Raw genomic sequence first — 16,078 nt, 5'->3', positions numbered from 1 at the left:
TTGCTAGCTATTAGCGATCAAACTAAATAAAGACTACAGGCGCGTGTCTTCGGTAATGGTGACCTTGAGTGTCTTGTTTTCACCTTTGCGTAATACACCAACATCAATGACAGTACCTGGTCGAAGGTCAGTAACAATGTCCATTACGCTTTGTCGTCCGCTAATTTGGGTGTTGTTGATGCTGATAATGATATCTTGTGCTTCAAAGCCGGCATCGGCTGCAGGGCCATTCGGGTCAATGCCTAAAACAACAATGCCACCGATGTTCTTAGTACCGAGTAAGCGTGATGTCACCGAATTGATGTCTTGTCCGTCGATACCAATATAACCACGAATGACACGACCATCGGCGATGATCTTCTCCATGATTTTATTAGCAAGTGAGTAGGGGATTGCAAATGAGATCCCGTAGGTTTCCATGTCGGTAGCTTGCTGGAAAGAAGCTGTATTGATACCGACGAGCTCACCTTGTGAGTTAACCAGTGCACCACCTGAGTTACCTTCATTGATTGCAGCATCAGTCTGGATAAAGGCTTGGTGACCATCTGCACTGATCGAAGAACGACCTGTTGCAGAGATAATACCAAAGGTTGTCGTTTGCCCTAGGTTGTATGGGTTACCGATAGCCAGCACCACGTCGCCGACATTTGCTTTGTAATTCGGGTTCAGTGGAATAACAGGTAAGTTGTCACCGCTGACTCGGAGTATCGCAATATCGGTGCGTTTGTCTGAGCCGACAAGCTGGGCGGCCGCTACTCGTCCGTCTTGAAGTGCCACGACTATTTGGTCAGCTTGAGCAACAACATGGAAGTTGGTAATGATGTAGCCTTTTTCACTAACAATCACCCCTGAACCTAATCCTTGAGTGAGTAGCTTGTTGCGATCGCTTTCTGCGTATTTACGACTATAAATATTGACCACAGCGGGTGCAGCTCGTCGCACCGCTTGGTTAAATGAGATCTGAAGGGAGCCAATATTATCGACTTGAGGGTTCGTGACGTCTGCAACAATCGCCGGCCTTAAACTCGGGAATGCGAGAAGAATAAGCGCCGCTGAAACGAGTCCAAGGGAAATAGAACGAAATAGAAAGGACAGCATGTTTCCCTCTTCAACAAGTAAGGTATGAAGCATCCGTCAATGGATGACTGACTTGATTATCAGTGAAGCATAGCATTTTGATTGATCTAAAGAAAAGGGAGACTGAGTAAGTTTAAAGCAAACTTACTGAGCCTCCCTGTAATTACGCTGACGTATGGCTATCGAATAACTAGATAGATAGTCCTATCGTCTCGCTGGATATTAAGTGCCAATACGCCAGGTTGTTTCTCAAGAATCTTTCTAAATTCAGCAAGGTTCTTAACTGGTTGGCGGTTTACCCCGATGATGATGTCATCTTTAAGAAGCTGATAGGCTTCTGCTGGTGAACCTTGAGCGACACTTGATACCTTGACGCCTGTCGCTGAATCGCTGTCGGTTGTGTTGGTGAGCTCTGCACCGGCAAGTCCTTCATGGAGCTTTTCAGCTTGTGTCTTACTATTGGTGGATTCACCTAGAGTCACATCAAAGGTCTTATTCTTACCGTCACGAACCACGCCTAACTCGATCTGTTTACCTGCACCTAAGGTGGCTACTTTGGCTCTTAATTCACTAAAAGTATCAATACGCTTACCGTTAATGGAGATAATGACATCGCCCGCTTTCAATCCGGCGTTATCCGCTGCACTGTCGGGTACAATTTGGCTAACAAAGGCACCTTTACTGGATTCGTAACCAAGCGCTTCCGCTAATTCAGAGGTGACCTCTCCACCTTGAACGCCAAGCATGCCACGTTTTACTTCACCGAAATCGAGAATCTGTTCAGTCAGGTTTGTCATCATATTGGATGGAATGGCAAAGCCGATACCGACATTACCTCCGTTAGGTCCTAGGATGGCCGTGTTGATACCAATCAGTTCACCGTTAAGATTCACTAACGCACCTCCAGAGTTACCACTGTTAATTGCGGCATCGGTTTGAATGAAGTTTTCGAAGTTCTCTAGATTGAGACCGCTACGTCCTAACGCTGAAACGATACCGGATGTTACGGTTTGACCAAGCCCAAATGGGTTGCCGATAGCCACACTGAAATCGCCGACTCTCAATTTGTCGGAATCTGCGACTTTTATCTGGGTCAGGTTTTTGGCTGTTTCGAGTTTTAATAGCGCGATATCAGACATCTGGTCGCCGCCGATGAGCTCTGCATCGTACTCTCGACCATCATGCAGTTTTACTTTGATATCGTCGGCACCATTGATGACATGGTAATTGGTGACAATATGGCCTTTCTTGGCATCAATGATCACACCAGAACCTAGCCCGCGGAATGGGCGTTCTCGTGTTTGTTCTGGACCAAAAAAGAATTGAAATTGTTCAGGGATTTGCTGACGTTGTACCTGTTTGCCTTCTACGGCAATACTAACCACAGCGGGGGTTACTTGTTCAAGCATAGGAGCAAGGCTTGGTAATTGTTCATTACCCACACTTAATGGAAGTGCGGCTGTAGCTTGAATGGGGGTGATGATTGAACTTAAGCTTAAAGTCAGTACTGATAAAGCAAGCAAAGGTTTTTTCATCATAAACTCCTCTCTAGTTAAGGTCTTAACCCTCTTATACGTTTAATAAGTATGAGAAGTTTCAAATGACCTGAGTGAAAGTTATGACTCAAAAACCTTTGTAAAGTTCACAGAAGTGTTAAATGTTTACGATGCTTTTGCTGTAACGACATCGGGAGCATCCATGATTTCTTTCTTCTGCTCGGTAAATAAACCCGTTGCGCCATTAGCGTAATCTTTCGGTTGTTCTTCAAGCGTCGACTCTTTAACTGAAGACTTATCTTGTGGCTTATCCGAATGAGCAGCGGCTGTTTTCACAAATGGGTTGTCTTGCTCTGGCAGGTTAGGGAGTAGCTCTGAGCTTGTTTTTTCCATGTGTTGGTAAAGCTTTGTATAGTCCTTACCTAAGGTGTCCAACATTTCTGCTGATTTCGCAAAGTGGTCAGCAAGCTCTTGTCGCTGCTGTTCCAGGGCAAACTTTGCGCTATCTAATTCTTTCTGTACGTTCTTTTGTTTTTTGTATTCAGGTGTCATGAGACGAGAAATAGCGACCCCTAAAATAACTCCGACTAGTAAACCGGCAACGGCATACATCCAAGGCATAACAGCTCCTTATTATTGTTTTTTAACATGTTTGTTACTGCTTAGTTACACGTGATACAGCTCCATGGTACTATGAGAAAGCCGCAGTATAAAGAGAAATGCGTGTGCGCTAGTTAGCAGTTTGATGCTGCATTATTCACCGCATAGCGACATGTCTCATACTGTTTGGGCTCATTTTTATTTGCTGTCTGATATCGCTTTCATTGTGGAAATGTCGTCATGAATCCCATTAAAAAATACGAACAAGATATAAAAGAACATGGATTTCAAAGAGATCCAGCACAAGAGCAAGCCGTTAAATCTTTAGATGAACTCTTTCATCAATTCCAAGATTACATGAATGCCCCTATTCCTCAACTGACTCGATTCCAGAAGTTAATGGGCAAAAAGCCAGAACTGCCACAGCCACCAAAAGGCCTCTATTTTTGGGGCGGCGTCGGGCGCGGTAAAACCTATTTAATGGATACGTTCTACGATGCCTTACCGACCAAAAAAAAAATGCGCGTTCACTTTCACCGCTTTATGTATCGAGTCCATGATGAGCTAAGGGCACTAGGTAATGTTAGCGACCCGTTGCCTCTAGTCGCAGATAAGTTGAAAGAAGAAGCGGATATTATCTGTTTTGATGAATTCTTTGTTTCAGACATCACGGATGCGATGATCTTAGGAACCTTGTTCCAAGAGTTATTCGCTCGAAACGTTATCTTGGTTGCGACCTCTAATATTCCACCTGCGGATCTGTATCGCAACGGGTTACAGCGAGCGCGTTTCTTACCCGCTATTAAGCTCATTCAAGACAACTGTCATATTCTTAATGTTGATAGCGGAATTGATTATCGTCTGAGAACCTTAGAGCAGGCTGAGATCTACCATTACCCACTGGATAGCCAAGCGAACATTAACCTCGAAACATATTACGCGCAGCTTGTTGGTGAAGATAAAGAGAAGCTTAAGCAGATAGAGGTTAATCACCGTCAATTAGATGTGGTCGAAGCGAGTGATGGTGTGCTGCATGGTACTTTTGCTCAGCTTTGTCAGTCGGCTCGCAGCCAAAATGACTATATTGAGTTGTCTCGGGTTTATCACACAGTTCTATTGGCTGATGTGTTGCAAATGGGCGCGACTTCAGATGATGCGGCGAGGCGTTTTATTGCGTTAGTCGATGAGTTCTATGAGCGTAACGTGAAATTGATAATTTCAGCGGAAGTTGAGTTGGAAAAATTGTACACCCATGGTCAGCTAGAGTTTGAGTTTAAACGTTGTCAGTCGCGTTTAATTGAAATGCAGAGCCATGAATATTTGGCAAAAGAACACTTAAGTTAGCTTTGATTATCTCGAATAAGAAAGAGAATTAAAAAAATCGTGATTTTGTTCAAAAAGAGGTGATTTTTTCTTCGCTCTTCTCTATAATCCTGCGACCTACCGTTACTGCGGGCCTCTATCGATGAGTAAAATCACGTTATGCCAAGAGTTTTCCAACACTCGAAGGGGTGATGAATGGTAACTCTTAGACAGTGGGAATACGCGAGTATTCCTTAAGTGTAAATTTTTTAAATAGGTAATTATTAGCATGAAAACTTTCGTTGCTAAACCAGAAACTGTAAAACGCGACTGGTATGTTGTAGACGCTGAAGGCAAAACTCTTGGCCGTCTAGCAAGTGAAATCGCTTCTCGCCTACGCGGCAAGCACAAAGCAGAATACACTCCTCACGTAGACACTGGTGATTACATCATCGTTGTTAACGCTGAGAAAGTTGCTGTAACTGGTAACAAAGCTAAGGGTAAGGTTTACTACCGTCACTCTGAGTTCCCAGGTGGTCTTAAAACTATCACTTTTGAAAAGCTAATTGCTAAGAAACCAGAAATGGTTCTAGAACTAGCAGTTAAAGGTATGCTTCCACGTGGTCCACTAGGCCGCGCGATGTACCGTAAGCTTAAAGTGTACGCTGGTACTGAGCACAACCATGTTGCTCAACAGCCACAAGTACTAGACATCTAAGGGGATTAAGACAATGGCAGAGAATCAATACTACGGCACTGGTCGTCGCAAAAGCTCAGCAGCTCGTGTTTTCATCAAACCAGGCTCTGGTGAGATCGTAATCAACAAGCGTAGCCTTGATGTTTACTTCGGTCGTCCAACTTCTCGTATGGTTGTTAAGCAACCTCTTGAGCTAGTTGAACTAACTGAGAAACTTGACCTTTACATCACTGTTTCTGGTGGTGGTATTTCAGGTCAAGCTGGCGCAATCCGCCACGGTATCACTCGTGCTCTTATGGAATACGATGAAACTCTACGTCCTGCTCTACGTGCAGCTGGCTATGTTACGCGTGACGCTCGTTGCGTTGAACGTAAGAAAGTTGGTCTACGTAAAGCACGTCGTAAACCTCAATTCTCTAAGCGTTAATTTTTCTTTACGAAAAAGTACACGCTCCCAGTTTTACGACTGGAATTGTGGTTCAAAGCTCGGCTATATGCCGGGCTTTTTGTTTTTATACCCCCTCTAAACGCTTTCCCTCCCTCGTTTTATTTCCAAATTCTTATATTTTGAAAGCTTTTGTAACCCAATGTGCGCTTTGCCTCATGATTGTTACAAAAAGGTAGCTTTATCTTGTCAAAAAGTAGGGTTTTATTTATCATTTGCCGTCAATAAATAGAACTAAATACATATTTTGTTAGCCATGCTCTTTATTCGGAATTATTTCAATCCATAAGGAGCAAATGGGAGAATGTTTGGATGAGCAACGCGCCTTTAAATAACGGTCGCAGGCGTTTCTTAACCGCAACAACAGCCGTTGTTGGTGGTTTAGGAGCAGCTGCTGTAGCCGTGCCTTTTATTAAATCATGGAATCCGAGTGCCAAGGCGAAAGCTGCGGGCGCACCGGTGGAAGTGGAAGTCAGTAAGTTAGAACCGGGACAAATGGTTCGTGTCGAGTGGCAAGGTAAACCTGTATGGGTTGTACGCCGTGCTGAATCGGTACTTGAGAACCTAAAAGCGATCGGTGGTCAACTTCGTGACCCTCAATCTGAAGCTGAACAACAACCAGACTACGCACAGAACGAGTTCCGTTCAATTAAGCCGGAATTCTTCGTTGCTGTTGGTTTCTGTACGCACTTAGGTTGTTCTCCAACTTACCTGCCAGATTCTTTTGCAGAACAAGTTCAGGGTGTTAAGTCTGGTTTCTTCTGTCCTTGCCATGGTTCAAAGTTTGATATGGCAGGTCGAGTATTCCAAGGCGTACCAGCTCCATTGAATCTTGTTGTACCAAAGCATATGTATTTGAGTGACACTAAGATCATGATCGGTGTGGACGAGGGAGACGCGTAATGCAAGGATTGCTTGATTGGGTAGAGAAACGTCTACCCGCGATGAATGCTTACAAGAAGCATTTATCTGAATACCCAATGCCTAAGAACTTTAACTTTTGGTACCTTTTTGGTTCTTTAGCAATGTTAGTACTGGTTAACCAAATCCTTACGGGTATTTGGCTGACAATGAACTATGTACCGTCTGGTGAGGGCGCATTTGCTTCTGTTGAATACATCATGCGTGATGTGGAATACGGTTGGCTACTGCGTTACATGCACTCAACAGGTGCATCGGCATTCTTCGTTGTGATCTACCTGCATATGTTCCGTGGTCTAATCTACGGTTCTTACCAAAAGCCTCGTGAGTTACTTTGGATCTTCGGTATGTTGATCTTCTTAGTGCTTATGGCTGAGGCTTTCATGGGCTACCTACTACCATGGGGTCAAATGTCTTACTGGGGTGCTCAGGTAATCATTTCTCTGTTTGGTGCGATCCCTGTTATAGGTGATGACCTAACGCTTTGGATCCGTGGTGACTACATCATCTCTGGTGCAACGCTGAACCGTTTCTTCGCACTGCACGTTATTGCTCTGCCAATTGTACTTCTGCTGCTTATCGTACTTCACGTACTGGCGCTGCACGAAGTGGGTTCGAACAACCCAGACGGTATCGAAACTAAGCTTCCTAAAGGCACAATGGGCGACGACTACAAAACTCAGTTCCCATTCCACAAGGATTACACTAAGAAATACGACATCATTGACTCTATTCCTTTCCACCCATACGGGACGGTAAAAGATATGGTTGGTGTTGCTGGTTTCCTATTCTTGTTCTGTTACGTGCTGTTCTTTAACCCAGAAATGGGTGGGTACTTCCTTGAGCCGCCTAACTTTGAAGCTGCAAACCCGCTGAAAACACCTGAGCATATTGCTCCAGTTTGGTACTTCACGCCGTTCTACGCTGTACTTCGTGCTGTTCCAGATAAGCTGTTAGGTGTAGTTGCAATGGGCGCTTCAATTGTTGTGCTATTCCTACTGCCATGGTTCGACCGTTGTAAAGTGCGTTCTTACCGTTACCGTAGCAAACTGCATTTGATTAACATCATCCAATTCACAATAAGCTTTATTGCGCTTGGTGTACTTGGTGCGCTTCCAGCAACGCCTACATACACGCTATTAGCTCAAATCTTTAGCTTAGGTTATTTCATGTTCTTCGTTCTGCTGTGGTTCTACAGTAAAAATGAAGCGACGAAACCATTACCAGAAAGGGTGACATTCAAATGAAAAAGTGGATTGTAATTTTATTTGCTATGTTGCCGTCACTAGCGATGGCAGCGGGTGCAGGCGTACCATTAGACAAAGCAAACAATGATTTAACAGACAAAGCTTCATTGCAAAATGGCGCTAAGATGTTCATGAACTACTGTTTCGCTTGTCACTCAACGCAGTACCAACGTTATGAACGTGTTGCGAATGATTTGGAGATTCCTTTAGACCTAATGAAGGAAAACCTGATCTTCGATCCTGACGTGAAAATTGGTAGCTTGATGGTTAACGCTATGCCTTCTGAGCAAGCCGCTAGTTGGTTTGGTGCTCCACCACCAGATCTAACATTGGTCGCTCGTGTTCGTGGCGCAGATTGGCTATATACGTACCTTCGTACTTTCTATGAAGATCCGTCTCGCCCATTTGGTGTGAACAACATGGTTTTCCCAAGTGTTGGTATGCCGCATGTTCTTGAAGAACTACAAGGTATCCCAACGCCAATCTACGATACTCACATGGTCGATGGTGAGGAAGTAAAGGTTGTTGTTGGTACTGAAACAGATGGTTCTGGCGAATTAAGTGCTGGTGAATACGACGAAGCAGTTCGTGACCTTGTTAACTTTTTGGTTTACTCGGGCGACCCTGTTCAACTTGAGCGTCATGCTATGGGTTGGTGGGTAATGGCCTTCTTAGTTATCTTCACTATCATCGTGATTTTGCTGAAGAAAGAGTATTGGCGTGATGTGCACTAATTATGCTATAATACCGTGCTAATTCCCAAATTATGTTAATGTTCAATGGAGGCTTTAGGCCTCCATTGTTTTTATTTAAAGTGTACTGGAGGGCTCCATGGCTGTAGCTGCCAATAAACGTTCTGTAATGACTCTTTTCTCAAGTGCTTCTGATATGTATAGCCATCAGGTGCGCATTGTTCTTGCTGAAAAAGGCGTAAGTGTTGAAGTTGAGTTGGTTGATGAAAAAAATCTACCAGCAGAGCTTGTTGAACTGAACCCGTACAAATCAGTACCTACTCTTGTTGATCGTGAGCTTGCTCTATATGACTCAAAGATCATCATGGAATACCTAGATGAGCGTTTCCCTCATCCACCATTGATGCCTGTATACCCGGTTGCTCGTGGTAATAGTCGTCTAATGATGTACCGCATTGAGCGTAACTGGTATTCAGTTGCAGAGAAGATCGTTAAAGGCAACGCTGAAGAATCTGAAGCAGCTCGCGTGAAATTACGCAACGACCTACTGACTCTTGCTCCTATCTTCGCTGAGTATGAATACTTCATGAGCGAAGAGTTTAGCCTAATTGATTGCTACCTAGCTCCGCTACTATGGCGTTTACCTGAGCTTGGTATCGAACTGATTGGTCCTGGTTCTAAAGAACTTAAGATTTACATGAACCGCGTATTCGAACGTGATTCATTCCTTGCTTCTCTAACGGAAGCTGAGCGTGAGATGCGACTCGTTCGCTAAGCGTTTATGGATATTTCAAATATGACTCCACGCCGACCATACATGCTTCGTGCATTTTATGAATGGCTGGTTGATAACGAACTGACTCCACACTTGGTTGTTGAAGCAACATTGCCGGGTGTGAGAGTTCCAGAAGAGTTTGTTCAAGATGGTCAGATCATTCTGAACATCGCGCCTCGTGCGGTTGGACAACTTGAACTGGGTAACGAAGCTGTGACGTTTAGTGCTCGCTTTAGTGGTCGTCCACACTCTGTGATCGTTCCACTATACGCAGTGCAAGCTATTTATGCTCGTGAGAATGGTGCTGGTACCATGTTTGAACCTGAAGAGGCTTACATGGAAGCGTTTGAAGAAGGAATTGAAGAAAGTCCTTTTGAAGAACCAGAAAAAGGCCCATCTTTGAGTGTTGCAACAGCAGACGTAGATGCTGAAGAGTCTGACTCAGAACCTGAGCCATCTCGTCCAGCGAAAGGTCGCCCAAGTCTTCGTGTTATCAAATAGCGTTATTTTTTAAATAACTCCAAATACAAAAAAAGCAGCGATTTATCGCTGCTTTTTCTTTTTGTGCTTTCTGATTTTATTCTTTTGATTCATTTCGTTAGGCTTTACCAGCAACCAGCAACCAGCAACCAGCTAATAAGCAGCTAAGAAAATTCAGAGAATGTTAGTTTACCGAAGCGTCTTCTTCGCCATATTCAAACGCTCGAATCACCTGCTTCACACCAGAGATATTACGCGCAACTTCTGTCGCGATATCAGCGTGTTCTCGAGAAACCAATCCCAGCAGAAATACTTCTGAATCTTCAGTAATTACTTTGACTTTGATGCCGTTAAGCTCAGACTCAGCAAGTAGGGCAGACTTCACTTTAGTGGTAATCCAACTGTCTTTGCTGATAGCAGTAACAGACAATGGTTCTTTCACTCGGATCTGGTTGTGTATGCTTTCAACTCCCGTTACTGCTTTAGCTTGGCTTTCAAAAGCACGACGTTCAGCATCTGTCGTTGCTTGCCCCATCAGTACTACTGAACCACGGTAAGAGCTTGCTGTGACACTGACATTGCCGCGAAATGGCGGTTTATTGGTCATAGCTGCAACTTCAAATTCGATATTGTTGTCGCTCCAAATCTCTTTGGTGGTTCGTGTATCTGTGACTAGATTTGCAGTAGTTGCTGCACCAGCAATGAAAAGACCAGCACAACCAGATAACGACAGTGTAAGTAGCGAAACACTAATCAGCTTAAGTAGCTTCATAGAAGTTAATGATTTCATCGTGATGCTCCGTCTATCACTCTTCGTGAGCTGGGAAGAGTACTTGATCGATTAGGTCACATAAGCAGTGTAGTGTCACCATGTGTACTTCGTGGATACGTGCTGTACGGTGTGAGGGAATACGAATTTCTACATCGTGCTCACCAAGCAGTCCCGCCATTTCACCACCATCTTTGCCGGTAAAAGCGATGATTGTCATATCACGTGTTACCGCCGCTTCCATCGCTTTGATGATGTTTTTACTGTTACCGCTGGTAGAGATAGCCAGTAAAATATCACCTGTTTGACCAAACGCACGTACCTGCTTAGAGAAGATCTCTTCATAGTGGTAGTCGTTAGCGACAGCCGTTAACGTAGTATTGTCAGCAGTGAGAGCCATTGCTGGAAGGCTAGGGCGCTCGGTTTCAAAGCGATTAAGTAGGCAAGATACAAATTGCTGAGCGTTCGACGCCGAACCACCATTACCACAACAAAGAATCTTGTTTCCGTTGAGCAGGGTTGCAACCATTGCTTGAGCGGCATGCGTGATTGCGTCTGGCAGAGCTTCTGCCGCCGCAATTTGGATTTGAATACTTTCTGTAAAACTTTCTTTGATGCTGTCTAGCATGTTTATCCTTGGGTAATCGCGTTTTGAATCCAGTCGATAGTGTCATTCGGCCCTTCGATGGCAATGATATCAAACCTGTAATCTGTAGAGTGTACCGACAAGCCTTGCTGCATAAGCCAAACGTTGGCTGTTTTGAGTAGCTTTTGTGACTTTTTAGCTGTCACCATTTCAGCGGCATGTCCGTAGCGGGTTTGCTTACGGTATTTTACCTCAGCAAACACAACGGTATTGTTATGGCGCATTATAAGATCAATCTCGCCACATTTTGCTATGAAGTTTTCTTCTATTAACGATAAACCGTGGTTAATCAGGTACGATTTTGCCACAGCCTCGTATTTATCACCCACTTGTTTGTGGGTGATTGGTGGTTTGGATAGGAACTTACGGCTAAAAAGCCCCATGCTCTGCCCAGCTGATTTCACGTTGAACAACACAGTTGTTGTCGATGGTTAATACGCCGGTTTCGCCTGTAATACTGTAATCTTGTACGGCTTTCATCTGTGGTAGTGCATCCATTAAGTAGTATGCATCCATTCCCAACGCTTGTAGACGTTTTTGGCTGTTCGAGTGTGAAGGCCATAGGTCATTAAGCGCTTTGTTAAGCTCGTTTTTGTTCTCGACCAATAGCGGGATATCGCTGTAGAACACGCCCGTTAGATCTTCATATTGCTTGTCACCGCTGTTGCTGCGTGAGTTAGAAAACAGTGCTGGTTGGCTAGCGTCAGGGTTAATTGCGACTTCAATGAAGGGTTTGATGAGTGTTAGCTCTGAATTCTTAGCCACAATGTAGACAGAATCGATATCACGACGACTGCGTGGCTCTGTTTCTAGGTCTAGGTTCAGTAGCCCATCCATTTGAGCGATACGTTGTTGGCTCTCTTGTAAACCGAATATCTGATTCACATTACGCTGCAGTTGGCGTTTGTCAGAGAAAAAGCTGATTGCAACGTCGTTGTTGCTGTATTTCTGCCACTCTTCGTTAAACGCTTGCTTAACGCGGTCACCTAAGCGTCCTTTGGGTGCAAGAATCAGTGGGTACTTATAGCCTTGTGCGAAAAGGTGTTTCGCAGCCTGAGCGACTTCTTGTTCTGGCGATAGAGCGAGATAACAAATATTAGTATCTGGTTCTAGCTGAGTTGGAATATTAAGAGCTAATGCTGGAATCGAGTTTTCGTGGTTTTTCTGCGCTTGTTGAAGCTTGGTGATATTGCTCTTAATCAGAGGTCCAACGATGAAATCAACGTTATTCTCTTCCAGTGTCGCTTTAATTTCAGCGGCACTTTGTACGTTGGTATCCATTACGGTCAGCGTTGCATCTTCTTCGCGTTCTTTGTCATTCATCATCGCAAAGATGAAACCATCACGTACAAGCTGTGCTTGCTTGCCGTACTTACCCGTTAGCGGTAGTAATAGCGCAGTGCTAGTTGGTTTGCTGATCTCTAGCGCCAATATGTCAGTGATTGCCTGAGGTGTGTATGTTGCTGCAGGATGGCGAGGGTTTTCAGCTAGCCAATCGGACAGGGTTGTTTGTAGGTCTGGAAGGTTAGAGTTCAGCGTCTTCATGTAAATAGCGAGCTGTAACCAACCGGCTAGAACATCTTCTGTAGGAGAAGTCTTAAGCTCTAAAATCTCATATTGAGAGTAGCTATTTAGGTTCTGCCAAATACGGTCGGCAGTCTGCTGTTGGCTTTCGTCATCAGCGTCTACGTACTCTGAATAAAGGACTAACTCACGGCTTGCTTCGAAATACTCGCTTTGCATTTCAGAAATGTTGGCGCGTAGCTCGTGATAATCTTTCCACTGCTCGTTAGGAAGCTTCCACCAAGGCTGAAAGTTCAGCTGGCTGTACGCTTGCTGCGGTTGCGAGTTATTCACCAGCAGTTGAGCGCGAGCCAATTGCCATTCTGCTTGTTGAACTTCGCTCAGTTCTTGTTTGGCTAAGCGTTTGATAAGCAGAGTCGCTTGATCTGTTTTTCCAGCTTGCACAGAAGCCTTAAGTGCCATAATTAACCAGTCGTTTTGTAGACTTCCTTTGCTACTATCCGCCTGCATCATGTAACTTTCAGTTGATTGCGCTGGATCTAGTGTAATATCAACACGCGTTGGTGCTTGAGGGCCTGAAGAACAAGCCGCCAAAGTAATTGCTAATGCAATTGGAGTGAGTAAGCGTGGTACACTGAGTCTCTTATGGTTCATCGTTGCCATGAGTTCTTTAAATTCCGTATAAATTTGTATCTATATTAATCGTTGAAGTGATGGTAAACAAATGACAGATAACAAAACCTTGCTCACAGAGAGCCCAACTCTCTACATTGTGCCAACCCCAATCGGAAATTTGGGAGATATCACTCAAAGAGCAATTGAAATTTTATCAAGTGTCGATGTTATTGCAGCCGAAGACACACGCCACACGGGTAAGCTGCTTGCTCACTTCAATATATCAACCAGAACGTTCGCTTTACATGATCATAATGAACAAACTAAAGCACAAGTTCTAGTCGAAAGGTTATTAGAAGGTCAGTCTATCGCATTAGTCTCTGATGCGGGTACTCCTTTAATTAGTGACCCAGGTTACCATCTTGTCTCACAATGTCGTCAAGCGGGTGTGAGAGTTGTGCCACTTCCTGGTGCTTGTGCTGTGATTACCGCATTGAGTGCTTCAGGTTTACCGTCTGATCGCTTTAGCTTTGAAGGCTTCTTACCGCCAAAGAGCAAAGGTCGTAAAGATAAGTTCTTAGAGATTGCAAAAGCAGAGCGCACATGTATTTTCTACGAATCACCGCACCGTATTACTGATTCTCTACAAGACATGCTCGAGATCTTAGGCCCTGACCGTGAAGTTGTATTGGCGCGTGAGCTAACCAAAACCTTCGAAACCATCCAAGGTCTGCCACTTGGTGAACTTATTGAGTGGATAGAAGAAGACGCGAACCGCAAACGCGGTGAGATGGTATTGCTGATTCACGGTCACCGTGAAGAAGCGAGCACCGATCTACCAGACGAAGCGACGCGCACGCTGGGTATTCTAACCAAAGAACTGCCACTTAAAAAAGCGGCGGCAATGACGGCAGAAATCTACAATTTGAAAAAGAACGCTTTATATAAGTGGGGCTTAGAGCATCTAGACAACTAGATACCTCTTTGTTGAGTAGAAACCTCTTTATAGAGTAGATAACCTTTATTGAAAAAGCTTGTGAGGAATGATGGAATTACCGTCATTCCTCTTTTTTGTCTAGATTGTGTGAAAATCAGGCATTCGATTAGAGGTTTGCAGCATATTTGTGATCTCGCTAGACACTGCACACTAATCTCTATACAATCCGCCCTCGGAGTTGAACGGGTAATCGCTGCTTTGCTGATGTCCTTCGGGAGACTGACGTTGAGGTCCTTCGGGAAACTGACGTTGAAGTCCTTCGGGAGACTGGTAGAGGGGAGGAACGTCCGGGCTCCATAGAGCAGGGTGCCAGATAACGTCTGGGGGGCGCGAGCCCACGACAAGTGCAACAGAGAGAAGACCGCCGATGGCCTCATTTCTTCGGAAGAGGCACAGGTAAGGCTGAAAGGGTGCGGTAAGAGCGCACCGTGCGACTGGCAACAGTTCGTAGCAAGGTAAACTCCACCCGGAGCAAGATCAAATAGGCCCTCGCATTGCGCTGCTCGCGTATGGGGGCGGGTAGATTGCTTGAGCCTGTGAGCGATTGCAGGCCTAGACGAATGGTTACCGCCGCGCAAGCGGAACAGAACCCGGCGTATGTGTCAACTCCACCTATATAAAGAACCCATCATTACTTAACGGTAGTGATGGGTTTTTTGCTTTATATTGACGTTAATTATTTAGATTTCCTTACAATCCATCCTCTTGATATGAGCTTAGGTCAAAAATTCCCATAGCCTATACACAATATGGTGGAGATACGGCGTGAAATCAGTAAACTAAAACGCTAATAGAACAAATTATTGCCGAACTAATGGCTCAATCCATTCACTGAGAAGACTATGACAGAAGCATTCAAACATATTTCAGTATTGCTTAACGAATCTATTGACGGACTTGCGATCAAACCTGACGGTACCTACATCGATGGTACTTTTGGCCGTGGTGGTCACAGCCGTACAATCCTGTCTAAACTGGGCGAGAATGGAAGACTCTTTAGTATCGACCGCGATCCACAAGCGATTGCAGAAGCTCAGAAGATTGATGACCCTCGTTTTACGATTATTCATGGCCCGTTCTCAGGTATGGCTGAATATGCAGAGCGTTATGACTTAGTCGGTCAAGTGGATGGTGTTTTACTGGATCTAGGTGTTTCTTCACCACAGTTGGATGACGCTGAGCGTGGCTTTAGCTTCATGAAAGATGGCCCGCTTGATATGCGTATGGACCCAACAACGGGGATTCCTGTTTCTCAGTGGTTAGTTGAAGCGGATCTTGATGACATCACATGGGTTATTCGTGAGTTCGGTGAAGACAAACACGCTCGTCGTATCGCGAAAGGCATCATTGCTTATCAAGAGAATGAAGAGAACGAACCGCTAACGCGCACTGGCCAGTTGGCTAAGCTTATCTCTGATGTCGCTCCAAAAAGCTTCAAAGAGAAAAAACACCCAGCAACACGTGCTTTCCAAGCATTCCGTATCTACATTAACAGTGAACTAGAAGAGATCGATACAGCACTGAAAGGCGCGGCAAGCATTCTAGCTCCTCAAGGTCGTATCTCTGTTATCAGTTTCCACTCGCTTGAAGACCGTATGGTGAAGCGCTTTATCCGTAAAGAGAGCCAAGGTCCACAAGTACCACATGGCCTGCCACTAACAGAAGAGCAGATCAAAGCGCTAGGCAGTGCCGATCTGAAACCAATTGGTAAAGCAATCAAGCCTTCTAAAGATGAAGTGGATGAGAATACTCGTTCGCGTAGTTCAGTACTACGAATCGCAGAAAAGCTATAGTC

Annotated in this window: 17 protein-coding genes and 1 other RNA gene; 11 read left to right on the top strand and 7 right to left on the bottom strand. The window is 44.7% G+C overall.

What is annotated here, in order from left to right:
- Positions 1 to 33: 33 nt before the first annotated feature.
- The 3 genes from degS to zapG form a co-directional block, all read right to left on the bottom strand.
- Complete coding sequence (gene degS / locus OCV44_RS12330) at positions 34 to 1,098, bottom strand: outer membrane-stress sensor serine endopeptidase DegS (protein ID WP_139683818.1); 1,065 nt, start codon at positions 1,096 to 1,098, stop codon at positions 34 to 36.
- A gap of 158 nt (positions 1,099 to 1,256) precedes the next feature.
- Positions 1,257 to 2,612, bottom strand: a complete 1,356-nt coding sequence (locus tag OCV44_RS12325) for a DegQ family serine endoprotease (protein WP_139683890.1) — start codon at positions 2,610 to 2,612, stop codon at positions 1,257 to 1,259.
- Between the two features lie 126 nt (positions 2,613 to 2,738).
- A complete protein-coding gene (zapG, locus tag OCV44_RS12320; RefSeq protein ID WP_009848969.1) occupies positions 2,739 to 3,194 on the bottom strand; it encodes a Z-ring associated protein ZapG in 456 nt (151 codons plus the stop codon).
- A 219-nt stretch (positions 3,195 to 3,413) separates the two neighbouring features.
- Here zapG and zapE point away from each other — a divergent pair, with 219 nt between their 5' ends.
- The 8 genes from zapE (at position 3,414) to sspB (ending at position 9,753) form a co-directional block, all read left to right on the top strand.
- Positions 3,414 to 4,517, top strand: coding sequence for a cell division protein ZapE (gene zapE, locus OCV44_RS12315; protein ID WP_139683819.1), 1,104 nt, complete (start codon positions 3,414 to 3,416; stop codon positions 4,515 to 4,517).
- A gap of 247 nt (positions 4,518 to 4,764) precedes the next feature.
- The gene (gene rplM, locus OCV44_RS12310) at positions 4,765 to 5,193 is read left to right on the top strand and encodes a 50S ribosomal protein L13 (protein WP_010434689.1); all 429 of its coding nucleotides are present in this window, start codon (positions 4,765 to 4,767) and stop codon (positions 5,191 to 5,193) included.
- A 13-nt stretch (positions 5,194 to 5,206) separates the two neighbouring features.
- Positions 5,207 to 5,599 carry a 30S ribosomal protein S9 gene (gene rpsI, locus OCV44_RS12305; protein ID WP_004740758.1) on the top strand — a complete coding sequence of 131 codons (393 nt, stop codon included), beginning with the start codon at positions 5,207 to 5,209 and terminating at the stop codon, positions 5,597 to 5,599.
- A gap of 330 nt (positions 5,600 to 5,929) precedes the next feature.
- Positions 5,930 to 6,520: a ubiquinol-cytochrome c reductase iron-sulfur subunit gene (gene petA, locus OCV44_RS12300; protein WP_139683820.1), complete on the top strand. Its 591-nt coding sequence runs from the start codon at positions 5,930 to 5,932 to the stop codon at positions 6,518 to 6,520.
- Positions 6,520 to 7,785, top strand: coding sequence for a cytochrome b (locus OCV44_RS12295; RefSeq protein ID WP_009848941.1), 1,266 nt, complete (start codon positions 6,520 to 6,522; stop codon positions 7,783 to 7,785). The genes petA and OCV44_RS12295 overlap by 1 nt, the downstream gene beginning before the upstream one ends.
- A complete protein-coding gene (locus OCV44_RS12290; RefSeq protein WP_139683821.1) occupies positions 7,782 to 8,519 on the top strand; it encodes a cytochrome c1 in 738 nt (245 codons plus the stop codon). Before OCV44_RS12295 ends, OCV44_RS12290 begins: the two co-directional genes overlap by 4 nt.
- A gap of 97 nt (positions 8,520 to 8,616) precedes the next feature.
- Positions 8,617 to 9,252 carry a stringent starvation protein SspA gene (sspA, locus tag OCV44_RS12285; RefSeq protein ID WP_009848943.1) on the top strand — a complete coding sequence of 212 codons (636 nt, stop codon included), beginning with the start codon at positions 8,617 to 8,619 and terminating at the stop codon, positions 9,250 to 9,252.
- 21 nt (positions 9,253 to 9,273) lie between these two features.
- Positions 9,274 to 9,753: a ClpXP protease specificity-enhancing factor gene (gene sspB, locus OCV44_RS12280; protein ID WP_211349750.1), complete on the top strand. Its 480-nt coding sequence runs from the start codon at positions 9,274 to 9,276 to the stop codon at positions 9,751 to 9,753.
- A gap of 163 nt (positions 9,754 to 9,916) precedes the next feature.
- On the opposite strand, the gene OCV44_RS12275 is transcribed toward sspB, so the two are convergent.
- From OCV44_RS12275 to OCV44_RS12260, 4 genes are read right to left on the bottom strand one after another with little or no spacing between them, the layout of a single operon-like run.
- Positions 9,917 to 10,522, bottom strand: a complete 606-nt coding sequence (locus OCV44_RS12275) for a BON domain-containing protein (protein WP_139683823.1) — start codon at positions 10,520 to 10,522, stop codon at positions 9,917 to 9,919.
- 16 nt (positions 10,523 to 10,538) lie between these two features.
- Positions 10,539 to 11,129, bottom strand: coding sequence for a phosphoheptose isomerase (locus OCV44_RS12270; protein WP_004729817.1), 591 nt, complete (start codon positions 11,127 to 11,129; stop codon positions 10,539 to 10,541).
- A gap of 2 nt (positions 11,130 to 11,131) precedes the next feature.
- Entirely contained in the window at positions 11,132 to 11,530 is a 399-nt protein-coding gene (locus OCV44_RS12265) for a YraN family protein (protein WP_139683824.1), read from the bottom strand.
- Positions 11,517 to 13,334 carry a penicillin-binding protein activator gene (locus OCV44_RS12260; protein WP_139683825.1) on the bottom strand — a complete coding sequence of 606 codons (1,818 nt, stop codon included), beginning with the start codon at positions 13,332 to 13,334 and terminating at the stop codon, positions 11,517 to 11,519. The genes OCV44_RS12265 and OCV44_RS12260 overlap by 14 nt, the downstream gene beginning before the upstream one ends.
- 61 nt (positions 13,335 to 13,395) lie before the next feature.
- On the opposite strand from OCV44_RS12260, the gene rsmI reads away from it, so the two are divergent.
- The 3 genes from rsmI to rsmH all read left to right on the top strand — a co-directional run bounded on the left by rsmI (position 13,396) and on the right by rsmH (position 16,076).
- Positions 13,396 to 14,262 carry a 16S rRNA (cytidine(1402)-2'-O)-methyltransferase gene (gene rsmI / locus OCV44_RS12255; RefSeq protein WP_139683826.1) on the top strand — a complete coding sequence of 289 codons (867 nt, stop codon included), beginning with the start codon at positions 13,396 to 13,398 and terminating at the stop codon, positions 14,260 to 14,262.
- 195 nt (positions 14,263 to 14,457) lie between these two features.
- Positions 14,458 to 14,897: RNase P RNA component class A (gene rnpB / locus OCV44_RS12250), an RNA gene on the top strand.
- Between the two features lie 228 nt (positions 14,898 to 15,125).
- Entirely contained in the window at positions 15,126 to 16,076 is a 951-nt protein-coding gene (gene rsmH, locus OCV44_RS12245) for a 16S rRNA (cytosine(1402)-N(4))-methyltransferase RsmH (protein WP_009848949.1), read from the top strand.
- Positions 16,077 to 16,078 lie beyond the last annotated feature (2 nt).

This window comes from Vibrio tasmaniensis, assembly GCF_024347635.1.
Classification (GTDB): domain Bacteria; phylum Pseudomonadota; class Gammaproteobacteria; order Enterobacterales; family Vibrionaceae; genus Vibrio; species Vibrio tasmaniensis.
The sequence above is the reverse complement of the archived record's forward strand: the minus strand, read 5'-3'. Positions and strand labels throughout refer to the sequence as shown.